General features: G+C 63.6%; 18 protein-coding genes and 2 pseudogenes. 9 read left to right on the top strand and 11 right to left on the bottom strand.

Annotation, left to right across the window (positions count from 1 at the left end; all coding sequences use genetic code 11):
- The first annotated feature begins 220 nt into the window (after positions 1–220).
- On the top strand, positions 221–1147 hold the full coding sequence (locus QTI04_RS01240; RefSeq protein ID WP_286613868.1) for a DUF6502 family protein: 927 nt from the start codon (positions 221–223) through the stop codon (positions 1145–1147).
- Positions 1144–1398, top strand: coding sequence for a DUF3606 domain-containing protein (locus QTI04_RS01235; protein WP_286613867.1), 255 nt, complete (start codon positions 1144–1146; stop codon positions 1396–1398). The genes QTI04_RS01240 and QTI04_RS01235 overlap by 4 nt, the downstream gene beginning before the upstream one ends.
- Before the next feature lie 146 nt (positions 1399–1544).
- Here QTI04_RS01235 and QTI04_RS01230 read toward each other — a convergent pair whose 3' ends face one another.
- Positions 1545–2954, bottom strand: a complete 1410-nt coding sequence (locus QTI04_RS01230) for a DUF5666 domain-containing protein (protein WP_286613866.1) — start codon at positions 2952–2954, stop codon at positions 1545–1547.
- 317 nt (positions 2955–3271) lie between these two features.
- On the opposite strand from QTI04_RS01230, the gene QTI04_RS01225 reads away from it, so the two are divergent.
- Positions 3272–3619, top strand: coding sequence for a hypothetical protein (locus QTI04_RS01225; RefSeq protein ID WP_286613865.1), 348 nt, complete (start codon positions 3272–3274; stop codon positions 3617–3619).
- 113 nt (positions 3620–3732) lie between these two features.
- Here the strand turns inward: QTI04_RS01225 and QTI04_RS01220 are convergent, their stop codons facing one another.
- Both QTI04_RS01220 and QTI04_RS01215 read right to left on the bottom strand, forming a co-directional pair.
- Positions 3733–4092 (bottom strand): hypothetical protein, encoded by a 360-nt coding sequence (locus QTI04_RS01220; protein ID WP_286605131.1) that lies wholly within the window; start codon positions 4090–4092, stop codon positions 3733–3735.
- Positions 4093–4395: 303 nt separating this feature from the next.
- The gene (locus QTI04_RS01215) at positions 4396–4890 is read right to left on the bottom strand and encodes an H-NS family nucleoid-associated regulatory protein (protein ID WP_286613864.1); all 495 of its coding nucleotides are present in this window, start codon (positions 4888–4890) and stop codon (positions 4396–4398) included.
- A 497-nt stretch (positions 4891–5387) separates the two neighbouring features.
- Between QTI04_RS01215 and QTI04_RS01210 the strand changes: the two are divergent.
- Positions 5388–5672 (top strand): annotated as a pseudogene (locus tag QTI04_RS01210) (transposase); the annotation flags it as partial.
- A 43-nt stretch (positions 5673–5715) separates the two neighbouring features.
- On the opposite strand, the gene QTI04_RS01205 reads toward QTI04_RS01210, so the two are convergent.
- Positions 5716–6345 (bottom strand): DUF2652 domain-containing protein, encoded by a 630-nt coding sequence (locus QTI04_RS01205; RefSeq protein ID WP_286613863.1) that lies wholly within the window; start codon positions 6343–6345, stop codon positions 5716–5718.
- A gap of 385 nt (positions 6346–6730) precedes the next feature.
- Positions 6731–7762 (bottom strand): aldo/keto reductase, encoded by a 1032-nt coding sequence (locus QTI04_RS01200; RefSeq protein ID WP_286613862.1) that lies wholly within the window; start codon positions 7760–7762, stop codon positions 6731–6733.
- Positions 7763–8106: 344 nt separating this feature from the next.
- On the opposite strand from QTI04_RS01200, the gene QTI04_RS01195 reads away from it, so the two are divergent.
- Together QTI04_RS01195 and QTI04_RS01190 are read left to right on the top strand one after the other, a co-directional pair.
- Entirely contained in the window at positions 8107–8952 is an 846-nt protein-coding gene (locus QTI04_RS01195; RefSeq protein ID WP_286613861.1) for a PA4780 family RIO1-like protein kinase, read from the top strand.
- A gap of 19 nt (positions 8953–8971) precedes the next feature.
- Positions 8972–9292, top strand: a pseudogene (locus tag QTI04_RS01190) (transposase); the annotation flags it as partial.
- A gap of 382 nt (positions 9293–9674) precedes the next feature.
- Here the strand turns inward: QTI04_RS01190 and QTI04_RS01185 are convergent.
- The 3 genes from QTI04_RS01185 to QTI04_RS01175 all read right to left on the bottom strand — a co-directional run bounded on the left by QTI04_RS01185 (position 9675) and on the right by QTI04_RS01175 (position 12271).
- Positions 9675–10394: a sugar transferase gene (locus tag QTI04_RS01185; protein ID WP_286613860.1), complete on the bottom strand. Its 720-nt coding sequence runs from the start codon at positions 10392–10394 to the stop codon at positions 9675–9677.
- Between the two features lie 114 nt (positions 10395–10508).
- On the bottom strand, positions 10509–10688 hold the full coding sequence (locus QTI04_RS01180) for a hypothetical protein (RefSeq protein ID WP_286613859.1): 180 nt from the start codon (positions 10686–10688) through the stop codon (positions 10509–10511).
- A gap of 686 nt (positions 10689–11374) precedes the next feature.
- Positions 11375–12271, bottom strand: coding sequence for a LysR family transcriptional regulator ArgP (locus QTI04_RS01175; RefSeq protein ID WP_286613858.1), 897 nt, complete (start codon positions 12269–12271; stop codon positions 11375–11377).
- Between the two features lie 78 nt (positions 12272–12349).
- Here QTI04_RS01175 and QTI04_RS01170 point away from each other — a divergent pair, with 78 nt between their 5' ends.
- Positions 12350–12997, top strand: coding sequence for a LysE/ArgO family amino acid transporter (locus QTI04_RS01170; protein WP_286613857.1), 648 nt, complete (start codon positions 12350–12352; stop codon positions 12995–12997).
- Positions 12998–13027: 30 nt separating this feature from the next.
- Positions 13028–13684, top strand: coding sequence for an FMN-binding negative transcriptional regulator (locus QTI04_RS01165; RefSeq protein ID WP_286613856.1), 657 nt, complete (start codon positions 13028–13030; stop codon positions 13682–13684).
- 546 nt (positions 13685–14230) lie between these two features.
- Here QTI04_RS01165 and QTI04_RS01160 read toward each other — a convergent pair.
- Complete coding sequence (locus QTI04_RS01160) at positions 14231–15019, bottom strand: tripartite tricarboxylate transporter substrate-binding protein (protein ID WP_286613855.1); 789 nt, start codon at positions 15017–15019, stop codon at positions 14231–14233.
- Between the two features lie 7 nt (positions 15020–15026).
- Here QTI04_RS01160 and QTI04_RS01155 point away from each other — a divergent pair, with 7 nt between their 5' ends.
- On the top strand, positions 15027–17096 hold the full coding sequence (locus QTI04_RS01155) for an ATP-binding protein (protein ID WP_286613854.1): 2070 nt from the start codon (positions 15027–15029) through the stop codon (positions 17094–17096).
- A gap of 330 nt (positions 17097–17426) precedes the next feature.
- On the opposite strand, the gene QTI04_RS01150 is transcribed toward QTI04_RS01155, so the two are convergent.
- Both QTI04_RS01150 and QTI04_RS01145 read right to left on the bottom strand, forming a co-directional pair.
- Complete coding sequence (locus QTI04_RS01150; protein ID WP_286613853.1) at positions 17427–19385, bottom strand: kelch repeat-containing protein; 1959 nt, start codon at positions 19383–19385, stop codon at positions 17427–17429.
- A gap of 235 nt (positions 19386–19620) precedes the next feature.
- Positions 19621–19800: a hypothetical protein gene (locus QTI04_RS01145; RefSeq protein ID WP_286613852.1), complete on the bottom strand. Its 180-nt coding sequence runs from the start codon at positions 19798–19800 to the stop codon at positions 19621–19623.
- Between the last annotated feature and the right edge of the window lie 21 nt (positions 19801–19821).

Here is a 19821-nt window from a genome sequence, read left to right as displayed (position 1 = left end):
GATGTGGCTGTCCCACTGGTAACCGGTGGTTAACATCGCCGCCATCAAGTCAGGAGCTTCGCGGTGAGCAAGGCCTTGCGAGTACTTATCGAGATCCGGTTGCGCCGTTCAGAAATCGTTCATGATTCAACATCGGACGATCGACTCAGCTTGTGGATTCCGGACCTTCCACACAACCGCGCGAAGCTGGCCCAGGCCACAGAGTTCGCCAACAGACTCCATGGCCCCGAAACACACTGGATCGAAGAACGCCAAGCATGATCCGGCCCTCGGCGCAGTGCGACAACGCATGGCGCGGGGCAGAGAAGGGCAGCTCGCGTGGGTCACCGAGGCCTGCGCGCGCGTGCTGCGTCCATTGGTCCGGCTCGCCCTTGCCTTTGGCGTCAAGCATGCGCAGCTGGAGGAAGTGCTCCGCGACATCCTGGTCGACGAAGCACGTCGCGCGTGGGTCGACAAAGGCACCGCGCCCAATATCAGCCAGTTGTCGGTGACCACCGGCCTGAACCGCAAGGCCGTGACGACGATGGTGCGTGAAGAGGTGGCTTCATTGCCCCAAACGGAGATGTCGGCGGAGGCCAAAACCTTGACGTTGTGGCTTCAGATGTTCTCGGACAACCCAGCCCACCGCTCGCTGCCCATCGTGTCCGAGGACGAATCGGTGCCGTCCTTCGAGAGCGTCGCGCGGCGCGCCAGCCGAGGCAACGTGCACCACCGGGTCATTCTTGATGAACTGGTGCGTCTCCACATGGCGACAGAGCGCAATGGCACGACCCAACTCGCCGTCGCCGGCTTCGTGCCCGCGAGCGACCTGAAAGGGATGCTCTCGTTCCTCGGCGACAACTCGCGTGATCACCTGTTGGCGGGCGTGGCGAACACCATTGGCGAGAGGCTTCCCCTGCTCGAGCGATCGGTGTTCGCGGCCGGCATCTCGCTCGAGGAATGCGAGCGCATTCATCAACTCGCTCGCGAACGCTGGGGCGGCCTTCATGACGAGCTCACGCGCGAGATGAGACGCGCGTACGAGGCCGCGGACAAGACGGCTTCGGGGCGCATCCGGGTCGGGATCTACACCTACTTCGAAGACGCCGCGGTCGAGAACGCGGCCCCGCCAGCAGCACCCTCCAAATCATCGGGAAAGAAGGCATGACCAGACGACTGCTTCGAAATGTCCACGGTCGTACCGAGCTTGACGAAGCGGCCCTGTGTCGCGCCGATGTGCCTTATGCGAATCGTCTGCCATGGGTTGAGCATCTTCAGGCCCTGGGCTGGATCAGCCGCGTCAGCCAATCTCTCGTGGCGAGAACGATGGCAGACGTGACCGAACAGCAGTTGAAGGAGGCTGTGGCCGCGGTGGGCGACTCGGCGGAGAAGGTGCGAGAGTACCTTCGAAAGCTATGACACGGCACGCTCCGGGCGCGGCGCAAAACCCGTTCGCCACAAATGAACTGCTAATCGGCGAAGAGTCGTTTCGGACGCCTATGGGCGGCACAGCCTCCTGAATGCGGCAGCGCCCGTCATGGCCGACACCCAAGCGACGATGCCCCTCAATCGAAGACGACGTGCGTCGCCGCCAAGACATCGTTGGCGATTCGAGCGCCTGTGATCGTCACCTTAGTTCCGTTGCGCAGGTTCGCTTCGGTCCCATTGGTGAACTCTGCCTGAGTTGCGTCCACGGCCTGTCCCTTCACCTTGAAGTCCGAAGACGACTTGAATGCGCCAATGGAACCGATCACCTGGAACGCGTCGCTGTTGCCGCCGCTCCCCGGTGCCTTCTTGACCTTGATCTTGGTGACCAGCAGGATTCCGTTGGAAACGGTCCCCGCAACGTCAACCTCCACCCCATTGCCAAGCGAGGACAACGGTCCACCCGAGACCTTGGCCGAAGAAGCATCCACCGGAATGCCGAGGACACGGAAGAAGTTTGCCCCCGCATAGTCCGTCACCACCCCGCCGAGTTGCCGTCGCGCGCCGTTGGTGAGCGACAACGGGTACCAAAGCTCAACCGACTTGGCTTTTAGCAGCCCAGACGAAGGCTGCGCGTCGGCGCGAACTCGCACATTGACACCCGAGGTCAGAGCGCCCGCTTCGGTTGTCGCCGCCCTGGTGTCGATGGTCAGTCCCCCGATCGTGAATCTCCCGGGCGCCACGTTTTGCACCGTGCCGGAAAGGATTGGCGTTTCGAGGGAGTGTTGCTCCACGCGTGTCGCACGCAGCACACCCAGCCCTGCTGGCAGACCCCAGACCTTCACAGCGACACCCGGCGCCAGCGCGGACGGCGCGGAGATGTTGCCCCACACCGTGCTGGTGTCCGTGATGACGTTGGTACCGAGGATCACAAAGCTGCCGCCCGCCGGACCCATGGAGGTGATGACGCCACGCAGATCCACCGCGGATTCCACCTGAGTCGCCACGCCCTCGGTGAAGTCCGGATTCGTCGGCCCGTTCACCTTGGCCGTCATCCCCAGCTGCAAGGACGGCGCATCTCTCAGTTTCAAGATCGCCGTGCTGGTGTCATAGCGCACACCGTTGATGATGATGCTGCCCACACCCCCCACACCGCCAACGCCCGCGTCGGCGCTGTCGCCTGCCGATGCCGTGGCCCCGGTGCCGCCTGAACCAACGCCAGAATTGTCGCCTCCGGACGCAGTGGCCCCAGTGCCGCCAGACCCCACACCGGCACTGTCCCCGGCTGAAGCCGTGCTGGATGCTGTAGGCCCGCCGCTCGAGCCGGCCGCTCCGTCGCCCGCGCCGCCGCCCGCATCGACGCCCTTGAATCCGAACTCGATCGGCGAGCTCGTGTCCGAACTCTGGGCAACGACGGGGTCGCTTGTTCCAACGAATGCCGCGCCACCGTTTCCGCCGCCCCCGCCACCGCAGGAAAGGACCAAGCCAAGGGACAGGGCAAGCAGAGCGCGAGGCACCAGTTTATTCATCGCGTCAATTGTCAGGGTCAATCGCGGCCGCCGGTCCTCTAAGCATGTTCGCTTACCTTTCGATGTGAATACCCCACTCGGACACGTCCCGTTGCGTCCGTTGCACCCTGACTGATTGCGCTTCTCATCGAGCGTCGAAGCGCCCGCGATCGAAGCCCCAGGGACCGGCACAGGCCGGGTCGCTGGACAGATGGTGATAGATCGCAGAAGCGCCAGGGGCGGCGCTGCGGAATCGGTCTTCAGGGGTAAAGGTTTTCCATCATGGGCGCCTTGCCGGTGCAGATGTCCGCACCGCCCGACGGGAACGTGCGCGTCATGCGGGGTGAGTAAGCCATCCTTTGCAATCCCGCTACCATCCCGGCATGGGCACGCCCGATTCCCGATTCGACCGCTACGGACCTTTCGTCATTGCTGGCGTGTTCGTGCTGATCACCGTCATCGCATGCGCCTGGGCGATCGTGCAGGGAATGGAGAACCGCCGCGCCTGGAAAGGCTACGTGGCGGAGAACGACTGCCGGGTCGTGGGCACCCAGCGGGGCGACATCAAGATCGGCATGAGCTACGTGCCCACGGCCAGCGGGTCGAACGCCAGCTTCACCCTGATCCCAACCGTCACGCCTGAACCGGATCGGAAGGTTTGGCAGTGCACCAGTCGCGACGGCGCGACCCTGATTCACATTCGCTGAGCGCAGAGACCCTGTGCCTGAGCCTGACGCGGGAGGGGATTTTTTTCGATTGCCCCGACCCCCGGCCGCATGCCGGTCGGAATGCAACCGCAGCGCCCAACGCGCAGTGAACGCTACTTCGCGCTCACCACGGTCGCCCGCACTGCGCCCTCTCTGAGGGAGACCAGGACCCCCTCGCGCCTGACGACCTTCACGCAGGACTCATTCATGGGGGCCTTGTTCCACGTGGTGCAGTAGCCTCCTGGCCCATCCATACGCCATTTGCCCACGTCGTTGTACGCGCCTGAAACCGTGGCCTTACCGGTCGGTGTGAGTGCGACGTTGACAATCTTTCCGTCGAACATCTTCCATTCGATCGTCTTGCCGACGATCTGAGTCAAGATGTCCTGCTCAGTCAGCGGCACATCCTGACTCAAGGCCTGACCTGCAGCAACCGAGAGTCCCATAGCGACGAGTGCTGATCGATGCGTCATGCTGACTCCTCAAGGTGGTGGCGAGCCAGTTTGAGGTCCAGCCGAAATTGCCTCATCACCCATTTGCGGCTTGACATTGATGCAATTCGGTCAGCACCTGCGGAGCTTCAGGCATCGCTACAACAGGCGCGCTCGGGTTGAGCTCAAATGCGGTCGTCCCCCCAGCGACCCCGGCTACGCATGGATCAGGACGGATAAGGAGTCCTTTCGCCCAACTTGGCGCAGCGAGCACAGCCGACCCGGGCCCCCTCACCTCCGGCGATCGCGCTATCGCAGGTCCAACCGCTTTCGCCTCTCAGCCTCTCAGCCTCTCAGATCCTCGAGAGTCTTTCCGCCTGCGATCGCCTCCTTCATCCAGCGAGGCTGGGGTCCACGGCCAGTCCACGAGTTTCCGGCTCCATCCCGGTAGAGCAGCGTGGAGGGCCGTCGCTTCTTCTGCTTCCCCGGTTGTTTCGCAACCGCCTCCACGACCGTGCCGATTCGGAGTTCCTCCAAGGTCCGCCCGGCATCCAAAGCGTCTCGCAGCCACTGTGGACGCTTGCCCATTCCGCCCCAGGCGTTGCCATTGCCATCGCTGTACTTCGCGGCGCGAGGTCTCTTATCACTCGCCTTTCCGATCGGCGCCCCGGCCTTCGGCGCGGTATGACCGAACCCGAGCTGCTGCGCAGTCAGGCCGTAGTGGACGATCGCCTCCTTGATGCGCGAAACAACGCCCGACACCTCCTTCTCGCGAAGTGCATCAGCAGTCTTCTGAAGCTGTGCGATCTGCTTTTGAATCTGGGCGTAGGTCTGAGTCATGGGAATTGCTGTGAGTGAGATTCGAGAGGAATAGCTTAATACCGTCGCCTTACAAAGAGAGTCAGGTCCTGGTCAGGCCCCCAATGGACGAGTCGCGGGAAGGGCGGCAAGCATTGGTTCTGTCCGAGTTGCAGTTGGCCTTGCCCACTTGACTCCGCGAACAGAGAACCGGTCTGCCATCCTCCGAGAAACGAACGGCGGTGCCTGTTTTGGAGGCATCGCGTCGCGAGGCCACTCTGGAGTGGCTTCCCCAAGCTTCGCGCGCTCTTGTCCACAGGTCTGTCCACGGGCCTCGTGGATAAGCGAAAGACACCTGGTCTGCGAAACCGCAACCAAATTCGTGAAATAGTTCCGCCTGCGCGAACCTTTGGCGGACTTGTGAGTGGCTATGAAGCGAGTAGTCTGAAGGTATGGTTTCTCCCTGGGTAGGCATCAAGGACCAACCCCTTCAGGCCCGCCTTGTGCGGGCCTGCTTTTGACCCGTCGGCACGAACCTCATGACTGTCACCGGCACGGGAAGGGGCGTCCCTCCGGAGACAGCGCCGGTTCTGGCGCTGCCGACCGGCCCCGAGGATCCCGAACTTGCCAGTCGATCCTATGCAACGAAGATCCGCGACAGCTTGGGCGGTTCGTTCTGGCCCCAGGTGCTGGTAGCCAAGTCCCTGGACCACGTGCCGCTGTACCGCCAGGAAGCTTTCTTCAAGCGCGCTGGCCACTTGATCGCCCGTTCAACGCTCGCGCAGTGGGTGGGCGAATGCGGCGCGCAGTTCCAACCGCTGGTGCAGGCCGAGCCCCCTCCCGATCACGCGCGTGGTGAAGCGCTTTTCATGTGAGGGATCCGGTGACCGTAGCATTCGCCTCGGCCAGGTACGGCGCCATCGAATGGTGTCGATACGCGACCTCTCCGATTTCGTCGTAGCTGCAGTTGCCGCACTCGAACGACGAGGCCGTCGCAGTGCCGTCGGCCAGCTGGTTCAGCGTCTCCTCGCTCACCAGCAGGTACTCGGACTCGGGCACCTGATTCTTCAACAGCCGGTGCGCGACGATGATGCTCTTGCCAATGAATTTCAAATGTCCCTTGACCTGCATGGTCCTGGCCGGCCCGAAATGCGCGACGAACTTGAGCGACAGGCAATGGACGTTGGAGCAGGCGCCGCAGGCGCAGGTGCGCAGGATCTCGATCCGCTTGATATGCGAATGGAAGTCCACGAACATCTTCCGTGCCTGCGCCAGAAGCTCGTCCAGCGACGGCGGCGCGCCGGGACGAACAAACAGCACCGCATCGCCTTCAAACTCGGCAACCTCCAGCCCGAGTTGGTTGGCGTCCACGATCAACTCCAGCAACTCCTGGATGATGTGCTGACTATGGCTCACCTCGGTCTCGGTCACGAACTTCGTGAAACCGCTGATGTCCGGGATGAAGAAGAGTATGTTGTCGGGATCTGTTGACGCCACTGCTCGCTCCAAGGATTTGCCTCATCACATTCAACCACGCGCCCACGCAGGTCAGTCACAGCAACCACAAGACCCCGAAGGTAGCCCCGTCTTGTGATAAGCGAGCCGAGCGACAACTCCGCGAGCGCCAAGGTGCTTGAGCCAGGTAGGAGTGCAGATCTATCAGTTCGGCGAATAGATGTTGCATGGTGCTAGGGTCACGACCTTGAGTCGCGGGCGTGCTTCGATCGCCCAACGGTCTCGCGTGAGGGCCTTCACGTCGAGGTGAACTGCCAGCGCCTGTCCCACAGATTGCGATCCCTGCCGACCCTAAAACAATGGATTTCATGGTGCTGGCGCCAGAAAGAATCAGGAAGCGCACATAGTCTTGTCGACCTTGATGAGCTCAGCCGACCGGCGCGGCCGGATTCAGCAGGCCGGCGGACTGGAGGGCGCACCACAGTGCCGCCGGCACGGCATGGTCGGCATCGGCGGAGTTGGCCAGCACCTCCTGTGGCGTCACACCGCCCAGCAGCACGGTCACGACCGCAGGATGCGCCATCGCAAACTGCAACGCGGCGCGGCGCAGCGGCGTGGCATGCGTGGCGCAGATCGCTTCGATCTTGCGCACGCGGTCCATGATGTCTTCGGGCGCAGGCCCGTAGTCGAACTTGGCCCCGGGCACGGCGCCGGTTGCGAGGATGCCGGAATTGAATACACCGGCCAGCATGACGCCGATGTTCTTTTCGAGAGCCAGCGGCAAGAATTCGTCCAACCCGTTCTGGATCAGCAGCGAGTAACGGCCAGCCAGTATCGCCACGTCGAAGTCGCCGGCCTGCGCGAACTTCACCGAAACGTCGGATTCGTTGATGCCGAATCCGATGGCCGCCACGGTCTTCTCGCTGCGCAGCCTGTCAAGCGCCTTGTAGGCGCCCTCCATCGCCTCCTTGAAGCGCACGGGCGCATCGACCGGGCCGTGCGTCCACACGTCGCAATCGTGGATCAACAGGATGTCCAGGCGGTCCAGCCCCGTGCGCAGCAAGGACTGTTCGACCGAGCGCATCGTGCCGTCATAGGAATAGTCAAAGCGCGGCGCATGCGGATGGCCGCCAGCAAAGCCCGGCGAGAAAACATCGGGGTTCTTCGGCGGCGGCTTGGCAAAGACGTCCATGACCCGGCCGATCTTGGTCGATACGATCACATCCTTGCGTGGCAGGTGGCGCAGGCCTGCACCCACGCGCGCTTCGGCCAGCCCGTTGCCGTAGTGCGGCGAGGTGTCGAACACGCGCACGCCACTGGCGTACGCCTGTTCGACGGTGACGATGCAGTTTTTCTCGTCGAGCAATTCGTACAGGTCGCCCATGGGTGCCGTACCCAATCCGAGGGCCGAGAAGACGAGTTCCGTCCCATTGCGGGTCGTGAAGCGGTGTGACTTCATGCATTTCTCCTCGTTGGATGGCGAGTGGAAATCCCGCGCAAAGCATAGCGCGCGCTCCATCTGCGTGGGGCGTCTGGCGACCAAGGAGCACTCGCCCCTGGACCCGAATGGGCGCTATGACGACGCTTCATCGTCCACCTGTAGCATCGGGCGCTACTGCCCTCCCCTGGCGCAATCCCCTGGCAGCTGGTCACACCTGAAGAGCAGCTCCGATTCGGGCCAGCGCCCGAGCGGGTCGGCTGGAATGCCCCTTCTTCCAGACGATCTGCATCTTCTTGCGCTTGCCGCTGCAGTTAGCATCGGCCCCCTTCGCGAGGCCAACCGGCAGACAGGCAGAATGCGCCATGAAAGCACCCCCTCGACTACAGGCACTCATCGACGAAGGACTGATCGACAGCGTGGTTCGCCAGCTCATGAGCGGCAAGGAAGCGATGGTCTACGTGGTGCGCTGCGGGGACGAGACGCGCTGCGCCAAGATCTACAAGGAAGCCACCCAGCGCAGTTTCCGACAAGCCGTCGACTACACCGAAAACCGCAAAGTCAAGAACACGCGTCTTCAGCGCGCGATGGCCAAGGGCACCAAGTTCGGCCGGCAGGCCACCGAAGCGGCCTGGCAAAGCGCCGAGGTCGACGCGCTCTACCGCTTGGCCGCGGCCGGCGTGCGCGTGCCGGTGCCCCACAACTTCTGCGACGGCGTGCTGCTGATGGAGCTGGTCACCGACGCGCAGGGCGATGCCGCACCGCGCCTCAACGACGTTGTGTTCACGCCAGAGGACGCGCGGCTGCACCACGCAACACTGTTGGTGGAAGTTGTTCGCATGCTGTGCGCCGGTGTGGTACACGGCGACCTGTCTGAGTTCAACGTATTGCTCGCCACCGACGGCCCGGTGATCATTGACTTGCCGCAGGCGGTCGATGCCGCGGGCAACAACCACGCGCGGCGGATGCTGCTGCGGGATGTGGCGAACCTCGCGGACTTCTTCGGGCAGGTCGCGCCCGAGTTGCTTTCCACCAGGTACGGCGAGGAAATATGGAACCTCTACGAGCGTGGCGAGCTGCACGCTGGCTCGGCGCTGACCGGCAGCTTCGCGCGTCCGAGTGGGCCGGTGGACGTCCGCGGCGTGCTGCGCGAGGTTGACGACGCGCGCGCCGAAGAGGCGGCCCGGCTTGTGCGTATGGCGACGCGTTGATGCAGCTCAGCGCGCCGGCAAGGAGTTCAAGAACGGCCGACATTTGTCGGCCTGGCTGAGGTTGGTTCCGAGGCAGCATTCGTCGGGTGGCAAGTCACAAGCTCAGGGGCACCAGCAAGCGAGGCGACAAGTACCTTCGAACCCTGTTGATCCACGGCGCTCGGGCGGTGTTGCGCTATGCGGTCGGCAAGACCGACGTGCAGAGTCGATGGCTGCAGGAACTGGTTGCGCGACGCGGCTACAACCGCGCGGCAGTGGCGCTTCCAACAAGAATGCGCGGGTAATCCAGGCACTCTTGAGCAGCGACACGCCTTATCGCCCGAGCGCCGTAACGCGCTGAACTGGTCGACGGCAAGTACTTCATCATTCAGGGAGGGAAAATCACACCCAGCACTGGTTGCGAAGCTTTAGGAAGTGATGAAAGAACTGGTTGGACCAACGCCCACAAGCCTGCATTCCGTGCCGGCTGTACCTCCGGGCTCAAGCCGTCAATCTACTGAGGACAGGGCGTGCGGATCTCATCGAGGCTGCGGACACGTTTCGACGCGCCCACCAGCAAGCCGTATACATGCATGCAGACCGTTTGACGACACTGAAAAGAGCCTTGCAAAAGGCGCAGGGTCCATACAAGTCGGAACGCATTCCGCTGGTAAACGGCAGCTATCAGAGCCGCGCCCGATCCAGGTTCCTCGAGTTGCGACTTTTGGCGACGGACGCAGTCATCACGAGGATCCGTCACCGCTCAAGACCACCCATACCGTGCGCGCAAGTATCTTGGCGTCCAGCCAGAGAGACCACTCGGCCGCATAGCGGGCGTCGAGTGCAACCCGCTCCTCATAGGGTAGGCGGTTTCGGCCACTCACCTGCCACAACCCTGTAATGCCGGGACGCATGCGGCAATAGTGCACCCAGCGGGCGCCATACAGACTGCGTTGGCGGACCATACAGGGGCGGGGACCGACCAGGCTCATCTCGCCCTTTAACACGTTGAAGAACTGCGGCAGTTCGTCCAAGCTGAGTTTGCGGATCAGCCGACCCACGCGCGTGATGCGCGGATCGTTGTCGAGCTTCTGGTACTTTTGCCACTGTGCGCGCACGGCCGCATCGTGTGCCAGATGTCGCTCGAGCAGCGCATCGCCGTCTTCCACCATCGAGCGGAACTTGTAAAACCGGAACGCCCGCCCATCCTGTCCTAGCCGGGTCTGCCAGAAATGGACCGCGCCCCTGCCTTCCATACGCACGGCGAGGGCCACCAACAGGTACAGCGGGCCAAACAGGACGAAGAACATCAGCGCGCCCATGATGTCGACCGCACGTTTTGCTGCACGCTGTCCCGGCCCGAGGCACAAGGGATCGAACGATTCGCCGATGGCGCGCTGCGGCACGCCGGGCCGGTAACGCCTGCCGCCCACCAGGATGCCGTTGAAATCATCGAGGCGCATCAACTTCACACCATCGTGTGTGCAGCGGAAGGATCCCCGTCCTGCCGAGGCGACAGGGCTTAGGACTTCTGCGGGACATGCCAAGCCGGCGAGTTCATCGTCTGCCGCGCCATCTCAGCGCCACAATGCCAACGCGACCAGCACGAGCGCGCAGAAGATCAACATGCCCACGAAATTGCGGCGCCAGCCTTCGGCCTCCCGTGACCTGCGCTGCGCGCGTTGCAGCACGAGCCGTTGTTCGACGCTTGGCCGGCCCCAGAAGTCCTCATCGTCCTCGTTCCGAACGCGCGCCATGCTGTGTCCTCGAAATGTGAATAAAGCACATTTCGCCGCCAAGTGAGGCATAAAGTCGTAGGACGAGGCCGGTATGCCTCGCCGGAAAGCCTTCAAAAGGGCTGGTCGAAGCGTGGCGCGGGACCTATCTCTCCCAAGCCAAGACACCGTTCATGCAGCCAACCCGTCGACCACGGCGCCGCGCCCCTCAAACCCTTGCCGGTCAACCCACGGCGGCTGAGAGTTGGAACTGCTGCGCACCGCGCTTCGGTCGCGGGGCAGGCGTTCCACGTGCCCGTGTGCCGAACGCAGAAAGCCCACCTGCTCCGCCGACCGCGCCGTCCGGGCATGTCATGAGCATGAGCCGCGCCGCGGCTGGAAACTGCTGCGGGTCCTGCGCCCGGGCGACGAGAAACAGTTCAACCCGCACCCAGATTCTTGTAAACGCGACGCGAACGTCGGCTTACGAAGCAAATTTGGGCCCCATCGATGAATGTCGGGTCACGGCCGCGAGTACCAGTTCGCGGCGCGCTTGGAAGCTGACCTTCGCATGTTCGCGCTGTTGGCCAAGGGCTGCTATAGGCGAGTTTGGCGAACAGGCAGTCCCGGCCATGACCCGACATTCGGTGAAGCGGGGCAAGTCGCCACATAGCGGACGTTCTGCACTCAAGGCAGTGCGACGGTGCGCAGGCAAATATGCCCCTGGCTCAGGTCGGCAAGAGAGCCCGCCGGGCGGCTGCGACAAGTTGCTTGGTCAAGCCATCAAGAAGCGCTGAGGCCGCACGGGCATGCTGCCAGTGCAGAGGAACGTCCAGAGGCGTTTTCCGTACCAGTTCGACAAGCGACCCGTCTTTCAAGTGCGGCGCAATCAACGCCTGCGGGTGGAGCCCCCATCCCATACCGGCCAAAGTTGCCGTCACAAACGCCTGGGTCGAGGGGAGGATGTGACGGGGTAGCTCGACGTGCCGATGGCATAAGCGCTGCGCCCACTGGGCTTGCAACTCATCCTTTGCGTTGAACACCAGGCTGGGCGCGCGGGCCAGACTGCCCGCTCCGACGCCGTCGGCAAAATGACGGGCCATGAATTCCGGACTGGCAGCAGGCAAATAGCGCATCGAACCCAATGGTCGGCTGTTGCATCCGGCGGGGGCACGGCTGCTGCCGGTTACGGCGGCCAGTACCGCGCCACTGCGCAGCCATCCTGCCGTGTGGTCTTGGTCATCCACGGCTATCTCCATGAGCACAGGCGCTGCTGACGCGAATGCGGCAACGGCTGGAGCAAACCATGTTGCCAGACTGTCGGCGTTGACCGCGACGGGTAATGGCACGCGTGCAATCCCCTCCGGCGCCAGCGCTGGAACGGCTCCTTCGAGGTCTTGTTCCAGCAGACGAACCCGGTCCACATGCTGGCATAGGCGGCGGCCGATTTCGGTAGCGCGGCACGGCTGCTCACGCACGACCAGCGCGCAACCGATACGGTCCTCCAATAGTCGAATGCGCTGTGAGATGGCCGAGGGCGTCACGTTCACGGCGCGGGCTGCGCGCTCGAAGCTTCCTTCTCGCACGACTGCGGAGAGTGCGGACAACGCCGAATAGTCCAACATAGAGTAAGTTTAGTTTCGCTAAAGCAGCTTTAGGAAAGATAGTTTGTCTTCATTTATTCATGCGGGCAAGCTTCACCCATGCTCAATTCAGACCCCGCTTCGCTGGCCTTTCCCGTATTCATCCAGGGTGTAGCCCTCAGCCTGGGGCTCATCGTTGCCATCGGCGCTCAGAATGCCTTCGTCCTGCGGCAGGGGCTGCGCCGCGAGCATGTTGGAACCATTGTGTTGTTCTGCGCGGTAGCAGACGGGGCGCTTATTGCTGCGGGTGTCTTGGGCATGGCGCAGGCCTTGGGTGACCGTCCCGGGCTGGCACGAGCGCTTGCACTGGTCGGCTCTGTTTTCTTGGCAGTTTATGGAGTGCAGGCGCTCCGCCGCGCACGCCATCCGCATCGACTGCGGGCGGCGGAAGGGAATACGGCCCTTGGCCGGGGTGCGGCCGTGGCGCAGGCCGCTGCCTTCACTCTCCTCAATCCGCATGTCTACCTGGACACCGTGCTCTTGGTGGGTAGCATCGGCGCGCAGCAGCCCGGGGCACTACGTGGATGGTTCGTCGCCGGCGCGAGCACGGCCAGCATGCTCTGGTTTGGACTTCTGGGCTATGGCGCGCGCTGGCTCGCACCCTGGTTCGCTCGGCCGCGAGCATGGCAGATGCTGGACGGTTTGATTGGCCTGACCATGATGGTGTTGGCGGCGCTTTTGGCAAGTCGAGTCTTCGCGGGCTTCTGAGCTCAGAGGTCAACGCTTCTGTGGAATGACATGTACGTTTCTAAGCATCACCAACTGACAAATCGAGAAGCCGTCTTCGCGCTTATGGAGTCACATCCCCTTGGAGCATGGGTTTGCCAGGCCCGCGGCGCCCTGGTCGCCAACCATGTTCCCTTCTTGCTAGACAGAAGCAGAGGGGCGTTCGGCACCCTGATTGGCCACGTCTCTCGAGCCAACGGCGTGTGGCGCGAACTGAGCAGCGATGCCTCTTCGCTCGTGATGTTCCAAGGACCGCAGGCATACATCACGCCGCGGTGGTATCCGGGCAAAAAAGAGCATGGAATGGTCGTGCCCACGTGGAACTATGCGGTCGCTCATGCGCACGGTGTTGCGCGCGCTGTCGAGGAACGCGGTTGGCTACTGGATATGTTGAACCGGCTCACCGACGCTCATGAGGTTGGGCAGCAGGCGCCGTGGCGGCTCTCCGACGCCCCCGCTTCATACGTCGACAAGCTGCTTGGCGCTATCGTGGGAATTGAGATTCCGATTGAGAGACTTGAAGGAAAACTCAAGGCCAGCCAAGACGAAGCCATGCAAGATAGGCGCGGCACAGTAGCAGCCTTGCAGCAGAGCCCGCGCGAGGAAGAACGAGTAATGGCAAATCTTGTGATGAAGGCCATAGACGCCGAGCCACCCAGTGAACATTGAGCGCGCCTTCGACGCGCACGCCGGAAACGGCGCTCGGCGAGGGCATCGAATGGCTGCTTCCGAGCTTGGGCGTACAGCCGCTTCGGGCCCTACCCTGCCTTACGGCAGCCGACGTCGTACTGCAGGTGTGCAGTGCGGACCTTCCCTGCCGCATAGCGACCTCACGCTGTTAACCGGATTCCTGTCATCCCGATGCCATGGAGATTTCAGCATCGACGGCCGGTTTCAAGGGGGTGCAGACATAGCCGTTGCCGTCGATCAAGCTGGACCCCGCGTCTGCGATCAAGGCCCATCGAATGGCAGCTATCCAATCAGTCGGAGTGGAACTCCGGGCCCGTACCGGCTGTACGCGGGCGCTCCGAAGCAGACCTTGATTGCCTGTGGGCTCAGCCCGGCGACGCTACTGTGCTTTTTGGCCCAGAACTAGTTTTGTGGCCCAATAGGCTGCGACAAGTATGAATGCCCACAAGAGACTGTTCGGCAGCCACGGATGGGCCATACGTGGGTGGGAAGGCGACAATTCGCGAGTCGGGGACGGACGTTCCCTTAGTCAGCGCGGAAGCCCGATGCCTTGATGATGGGTGCCCAGCGAGCGATGTCGCCGGCGACGATTGCCGCGAACTCCTCCGGAGTAGTCCCGGTCGGATCCAAACCGAATTCGATGAGTTTTTGCCGGGTCTGTGGCGAACGAAGGGCCGCCATCAGCGCAGCCGACCATTGATCGATGACAAGCCTTGGGGTTTTGGCGGGTGCAAAGACGCCGACCCAGCCGCTGGCCTGCACCGCAGGGTAGCCTTGCTCAACAAAAGTCGCCACGTCGGGTAGCTGAGGCTCCCGACTCACGCCCGATGTCGCGAGAATACGAAGCCGCCCAGCCCGGTGCAGTTCAATCAGGTCCGATGTCACCGAGATTCCGGCGGGCACGGTGCCGCCGACAAGGTCGATCGACATGGGTCCGAATCCCTTGTAGGCGACCATGGTCATGTCAATGCCGACCGCCCTTGAGGTCAGGACGCCGAGGAAGTGAGGGAGACCTCCCGCCGCAGGCGTCGCGTAGAACGCTTGCGTCGGATGAGCCTGCAGCCAGGCGACGTAGTCAGGAAACGATTTCGCGGGGTGATCGGCCGGAACGGCAAAGGCGAAGCGATAGCTTGCGACCTGCGAGATTGGGGCAAAGTCATGCACTGCGTCGTATTGCACATCCTTAAAGGTCATCGGCGCCAAGACCGGTATGGCGATAGGGAGCATCGCAACGGTTGCACCGTCAGGTACGGCATTCTTAAGCGCCATGGCCGCAATGCGACCCCCGGCCCCAGGCTTTTCTTCGAGGAGCACCGGTCGCTTGAGCAACTCGCTTGTCCGCTCTGCGAAATGGAGACCCACCGCTCTGGCTGCGCCGCCTTCGAAAGCAACCAGAATCTTAGCCGGGCCGGGGTCAGGGGCCTGGGCGAGCGCAGACGGGCCGATCCAGCCGCACATGAATGCTGCAAACGCCCACCAAGTTGTTCGAAGCAGGTTCATTCAACCACCTCTTGAAGACGTCATGGACGACGCTGCATCGAATTATCCACCCCGACTTTCCGTGACCGTCGGCGTGGCTTCGCTTCCCGTGCACGCAGCGCTGCAGGAACAGCTAAGCTTTGAGCGCCTGCTCTCGGAGCTGTCGGTTGCTTTCATCTCGCTGGCTGCACGGGATATTGACCGGGCCATCGACCAGGCCTTGGCGCAGGTCGTTTTTGCCCTGGGGATCGATAGATCGACTTTGAATCGCCTTTTTCCTCTGACTGGCCGGGCCGAAGTGACCCACTCCTTCGCCATCGAGGGAGTGGACCCAGTGCCTAGGTTCCCGTCGGCGCGCGAAACGAACCCGTGGGCGCTAGCAAAGGCCATGGCCAACGAGTCCATCGTCTTCTCCCGCCTGGATGACTTGCCACCGGAGGCAAGCGTCGACAAGGAGACCTGGCGCCGGATCGGACTGAAATCCCACGTCATGATGCCAATCGTGGTGGCGGGGCAATTGCATGGCACTCTCAACTTCGGCTGTGTTCACAGCGAGCGCAGTTGGTCGAACCACCTGGTTGCTCGCATGCGCTTGCTGGCGCAGATTTTCGGCAGCGCTCTGGGGCGCAAGCGCGCCCAAGAGGAACTCGACCTGGCAATCGGCTTCGAACGGCTGGCGAGCAGCGTTCTTGCGTCCCTCGTATTGACGGGGCCTGGAGAAGAGAACCACGGGATCGCCCTCGGCCTTCGGCAGATCGGCGAGTTCATCGGCGCCGAGCGGGTGGCGCTCTGGCACCGTGGCGTCGGCATCCCCTTCGGTTTGACGCAGCAGTGGTACGCGGACGGTTTCGAAGGGCCCGCCGCGGACGGGAAGGCGGTCGAACTGCCATGGGTCTACTCACTGCTCGCCGGTGGTAGCGTCGTACGAATCGCCCACCTTTCGGAGCTTCCGGCAGAGGGGCAGGCAGACGCCGCGACCTTGCGTCAGATCGGCGTACGGTCCCTCCTCGCGGTGCCCATCACGGTGGAGGGCTGCATTGCAGGGGCGCTTACCCTGGCTAGCATCGAACTGGAACACGAATGGCCCGATGTGCTGACGCCCGGCGTGAGCCTGCTGGCCGAGGTCTTCGCCAACCTGCATGCGCGCGACGCGGCGGAGCGCCGGAAGATGGCGGCGGAGGTCGAAGCCGCGCACTGGCGCGAACAGCTCGCGCATCTGGTGCGGGTCCACACGGCGGGCGAAATGTCGGTCGCGCTGGCGCACGAAATCAACCAGCCGCTCGGCGCGATCGAGAACTACGCGCTCGCCGCGCGGCGGTGTGCCAAGGAAGCGGTGCCCGACGTCGTCCGGCTGTGCGGCCTCATCGACAAGGTGATCGGGCAGGCCACGCGCGCGGGCGACATCGTGGCTCGCATGCGCAGCATGGTTCAGCGGCATGAGCTGGAGCCGAAGCTGATCGACATCGGACGGGCGGTGGACGGGTGCATGAGCATGGTCAAGACCGACTGCGCGTTGCGCGACATCGACATCGGGTTGGGGGAGGAGCCGCCGCTGCCGCTGGTGGTGATCGACGAGATCCACTTGCAGCAGGTCATCCTCAACCTGCTTCGCAACGCCATGGAAGCCATCGAGGCCGCGCCGCCGGGCGGCGAGCGCGACATCACGGTCGATCTCAGCCTGAACGAGCGCGACGAGGTCGTGGTGCAGGTCGCCGATCGCGGCATCGGCATCGCGGAAGGCGACCTGGAGCGGATCTTCGAGTCCTTCTATTCGACCAAGTCCAAGGGCCTCGGCGTCGGCTTGGCGATCTGCCGCAAGCTGATCGAGGCGCACGGCGGCACGCTATGGGCGGCGCATCGCGATGGAGGAGGCGCAATGGTCAGTTTCACGCTGCCAACCGCTACATCGTAAGCGTTTGGTACGCCACCTTCACGCGGCCACCAGACACATACCAAATCTGAAAAGGATGTCCACCGAGCCTCAGTCGAACGGCCAAAGCGAAGGTCCGGTGTTGGCCGGGACTGCCTGTTCGCCAAACTCGCCATAGCAGTCGTTGGCCAACCGGGAGACCACGCCGAAGGTCAGCTGTCAGGCACGGCCGTGAATTGGTGCTCGCGGCCATGACCGGTCAGTCGCGCATGAGCCTCCGGCCGACCGGTCTTGCCCGCATACCTGCCGCCAATCGGTGTCGACGACGGACGGTGCGGCCCGTTTGCGAAGGGTCACCGCGCTCAAACGGCCCTACGGCACATGCAACTCCGCTGTGGCCAGGGAGCTGACGTCGTTGGCTCCCCCCACGAGCAGCACATTGCCACTCGGCAACAAGGTCGCGGTGTGGAAATAGCGTGCGGCGATCATGGCGCCCGAGGCCGTCCAGACGCCGTTGGTGGGGTCGTAGAGCTCCGTCGAGGTCTGCGTGATGCCGCTGCTGTTGTACCCCCCCGCGGCCAGTACCTGGCCATCAAGCTGCAGGGTCGCGGTGGCGCCGGTGCGGCCGGTGCTCATGGAGCCGGCGGCCGTCCAGGCGCCGGAGGTGGGGTTGTAGCGCTCCGCCGTGGCGAGAGAGCCACCGCCTGCGTTGCCGCCGTTTCCTCCCGCCACCAGCACCGTTCCGTCCGGCAGCAGGGTGGCGGTATGGGTCAGGCGAGCGGCGAGCAAGGACGCTGTCGGCGTCCACTGGCCGGAGACGGCGTCGTAGAGCTCCGCCGCGGCGAGGGGGCTGCCGTTCGTTCCTCCCGCGACCAGCACCCGGTCATCCGTCAGCAGGGTGGCGGTGAACACGCTCCGAGCAGTGTTCATGTTGCCGGTGGCCGTCCACAGGCCGGTGGCAGGGTCGTACAACTCCGCCGTCGCGAGAAAGCCGCCGTTGGTTCCCCCCGCGACCAGCACCTTGCCACTCGGCAACAGCGTCGCCGTGTGGCCGCTGCGCGCCACGCTCATGGTGCCGGTGGGTGTCCACAGTCCGGTGGCGGGGTCGTAGAGCTCGGCCGAGGCGCGGAATGCGCCGGTGAGGTCCTCCCCGCCCGCGACCAGTACCCGGCCATTCGGCAGCAAGGTCGCGGTGTGGAAGAAGCGAGTTGCGCTCATCGAGCCGGTTGCCGCCCACAGGCCGGTGGCAGGTTCGAACAGCGCCGCCGATGCCAGGGTGATGGTGTCGTCGTACCCTCCGGCGACGAGCACCTTGCCAACCGTCAACAGGGTTGCTGTGTGGTTGGTGCGCGCGACGCTCAGGGAGCCGATCGAAACACTCGTGCCGGCGAGCACCACCGCGATATTCACGTTCGCGGAGACCGATCCCGCCGTATTGCTGCCTGTCACCGTGTAGTCGGCGGCAGCGCTTGCGCCTTGCGGCGTACCGGAGATGACGCCGGTGGCGGCGTCGATGCTCAGTCCGAGGGGCAGCGTCGGCGTCACGGTGAACGTATCAATCGGGCCGCCGGTGCTGTGCGGCAGGTTGGGCGTGATGGGCCTGCCCGTCGTGTACAGGGCCCTTGGTTCCTGGTAGCTCAGCGAGGTGGGCGCCACGGCCGGCAGGTCGCGGACCTCGATCTGCAGCACGGTGCTGGTCGAGCCGGCGCTGTTGCTGGCGGTCGCCGTGAAGCTCGCCGGTGCGGCGAGCCGGTTGGGCGTGCCGGAGATGACGCCGGTGAGGGGGTCGATCACGAGGCCGTCGGGCAGCGCGGGCTGCACCGTGAAGCTGCTGACATCACCGCCCTCCACGGAGGGGTGGTTCGGCGGGATGGGCTGGCCGATGGTGTAGATGGCATCCTGGTTTTCGAAACTCAGATTCGCAGGGGGCTCTGCCCTGGCCTTGACCGCGATCAGCAGGCCGGTCGTGACCGAGCCCGCGAAGTTGCTGCCGGTGACCGCGTAGAGGGCGGGCGCGGCCACCACCCGGGGCGTGCCGCTGATGATTCCGGTCCTCGGGTCGATCTGGAGCCCGTCGGGCAATGCCGGATCAACGGCATAGCGAAGAATCACGCCGCCGCTGTGGCTGGGGGCGTTCGGTTTGATCGGACCGCCCACCACGTAGACGACTGCATTGCGCTCGTAGTGCAACCCTGCGGGGGGCAAGATCGTGACCGGGAAGAAGCCTCCTCCGCCACCGCCACCGCCGCATGAACTCACGCTGAACGTGACCAGGATGCTCAAGACCCATGCCAAGAGGCGCAGGGTGCCTGGCCAAGATGTTGTCTTCATGCCGACCCCTTTCGTCGCGCGAGGGCGGGCAGTATGCGTCCGGTGCCAACGTCTGTCCACTCCCATGGCGCGTCGCACTGGGCGGCGAACCCGGAGCGCCGCCAACGACGGCTCCGTCCGGGACAGATCGCCCGACACGACGTGGCAGCCTTCACGTTGGATTTGCTTTTCGACAACTCCTGGCTTTGGCAAAGGCCGTCATGGACAAGGCCACGACATGGCGTCCCTCCAAGGTTTATGCCACGCGCTCCTCGATCCAGTGAGAGCCTTCGCCGCAGACTTCTTCTCCCGCCCGCACCATCCGTTCCGCGATCTCACGATTGATCGGCGTGTCGGGATGCCACAGGCTGCCAGTGACTTCCCGGCCTTCAGGATCGAACTGACCGCGTCGCCAGCGGACACGAATCTCCTTCATGCGAGGCACCGGTTGCATATG

Source organism: Variovorax sp. J22R115, from assembly GCF_030317005.1.
Classification (GTDB): Bacteria; Pseudomonadota; Gammaproteobacteria; order Burkholderiales; family Burkholderiaceae_C; genus Variovorax.
This window is presented reverse-complemented; position numbering and strand designations above follow the sequence as displayed.

Coding starts and splice junctions, on each gene's coding strand:
- QTI04_RS01240 (WP_286613868.1), top strand. CDS start 221: ATGGCCCCGAAACACACTGGATCGAAGAACGCCAAGCATGATCCGGCC.
- QTI04_RS01235 (WP_286613867.1), top strand. CDS start 1,144: ATGACCAGACGACTGCTTCGAAATGTCCACGGTCGTACCGAGCTTGAC.
- QTI04_RS01220 (WP_286605131.1), bottom strand. CDS start 4,092: ATGACGCATCGATCAGCACTCGTCGCTATGGGACTCTCGGTTGCTGCA.
- QTI04_RS01215 (WP_286613864.1), bottom strand. CDS start 4,890: ATGACTCAGACCTACGCCCAGATTCAAAAGCAGATCGCACAGCTTCAG.
- QTI04_RS01200 (WP_286613862.1), bottom strand. CDS start 7,762: ATGAAGTCACACCGCTTCACGACCCGCAATGGGACGGAACTCGTCTTC.
- QTI04_RS01195 (WP_286613861.1), top strand. CDS start 8,107: ATGAAAGCACCCCCTCGACTACAGGCACTCATCGACGAAGGACTGATC.
- QTI04_RS01185 (WP_286613860.1), bottom strand. CDS start 10,394: ATGCGCCTCGATGATTTCAACGGCATCCTGGTGGGCGGCAGGCGTTAC.
- QTI04_RS01180 (WP_286613859.1), bottom strand. CDS start 10,688: ATGGCGCGCGTTCGGAACGAGGACGATGAGGACTTCTGGGGCCGGCCA.
- QTI04_RS01175 (WP_286613858.1), bottom strand. CDS start 12,271: ATGTTGGACTATTCGGCGTTGTCCGCACTCTCCGCAGTCGTGCGAGAA.
- QTI04_RS01170 (WP_286613857.1), top strand. CDS start 12,350: ATGCTCAATTCAGACCCCGCTTCGCTGGCCTTTCCCGTATTCATCCAG.
- QTI04_RS01165 (WP_286613856.1), top strand. CDS start 13,028: ATGTACGTTTCTAAGCATCACCAACTGACAAATCGAGAAGCCGTCTTC.
- QTI04_RS01150 (WP_286613853.1), bottom strand. CDS start 19,385: ATGAAGACAACATCTTGGCCAGGCACCCTGCGCCTCTTGGCATGGGTC.
- QTI04_RS01145 (WP_286613852.1), bottom strand. CDS start 19,800: ATGAAGGAGATTCGTGTCCGCTGGCGACGCGGTCAGTTCGATCCTGAA.